At 68.5% G+C, this 895-nt stretch carries 1 protein-coding gene; it reads left to right on the top strand.

The genetic code is table 11. The features are described 5' to 3' along the window. Positions 1 to 62: 62 nt before the first annotated feature. Positions 63 to 842 (top strand): transposase family protein, encoded by a 780-nt coding sequence (locus DLJ59_RS00060; RefSeq protein ID WP_124770498.1) that lies wholly within the window; start codon positions 63 to 65, stop codon positions 840 to 842. The last annotated feature ends 53 nt before the right edge of the window (positions 843 to 895 follow it).

Here is an 895-nt window from a genome sequence, read left to right as displayed (position 1 = left end):
ACTAAGGGACGTCTCGTAACCCCGACATCTGTCTGTTGAGGACGATCATCCAGGATGTCTGGGTGCAGGTGATCTCCGCAGCCCGGCCCGAGTGGATCTTCCCGTTCACCGGGTTGCAGCCGGCTCAGTTCCGCAGGCTGGTCCGCCTGGTCGCCGAGCGAGGCGGGGACACGATCGCCGATGGCCGGCCGGGCCGGCAGTGGGCCCTCGACCTGCCGGATCGGGTGCTGCTGGTCGCCGCGTACTGGCGCACCAACCTGACCATGCGTCAGATCGGCCCGCTGTTCGGGGTGTCGCACTCCGCAGCGCACCGGGTCATCGACACCCTCGGACCGCTGCTGGCCCTCGCCCCGGCCCGTCGGCGCCCGGTCGACCAGATCGCCATCGTCGACGGCACCCTGATCCCGACCCGGGATCACCGCTTGGCCGCCCCGAGCAAGAACTACCGCTACTCCACGAACCTGCAGGTCGCCATCGACGCCAGCACCAGACTGGTCATCGCCCTCGGCGATCCGCAGCCAGGCAACCGCAACGACACCATCGTCTACCGCACCTCCGGTATCGACCAGAAGCTGGCAGGGCGGCCGGTCATGGCCGACGGCGGCTACCGCGGCAACCCCGAAGTGATCATCCCGTACCGCAAGCCCCACGACGGCAGCGAGCTACCCGACTGGAAGGCCGACCTGAACACGCAGCACCGGACGGTGCGTGCCCAGGTCGAACACGCCCTGGCCAGGCTCAAGTGCTTCAAGATCCTGCGCGACTACCGGCGCGCCGCCAGCACATTGACCGACACCGCTTCCGGCATCGCCAACCTGCACAACATCGCCCTCGCGGGCTGACCGCCCGCCCGGCGCCGGACAACGCCTTCACCGAGTTACGAGACGTCCCTTAG

Origin of the sequence: Micromonospora inaquosa, assembly GCF_003857055.1 — a bacterium.
GTDB classification, from domain to species: Bacteria; Actinomycetota; Actinomycetes; order Mycobacteriales; family Micromonosporaceae; genus Micromonospora; species Micromonospora inaquosa.
The sequence above is the reverse complement of the archived record's forward strand: the minus strand, read 5'-3'. Positions and strand labels throughout refer to the sequence as shown.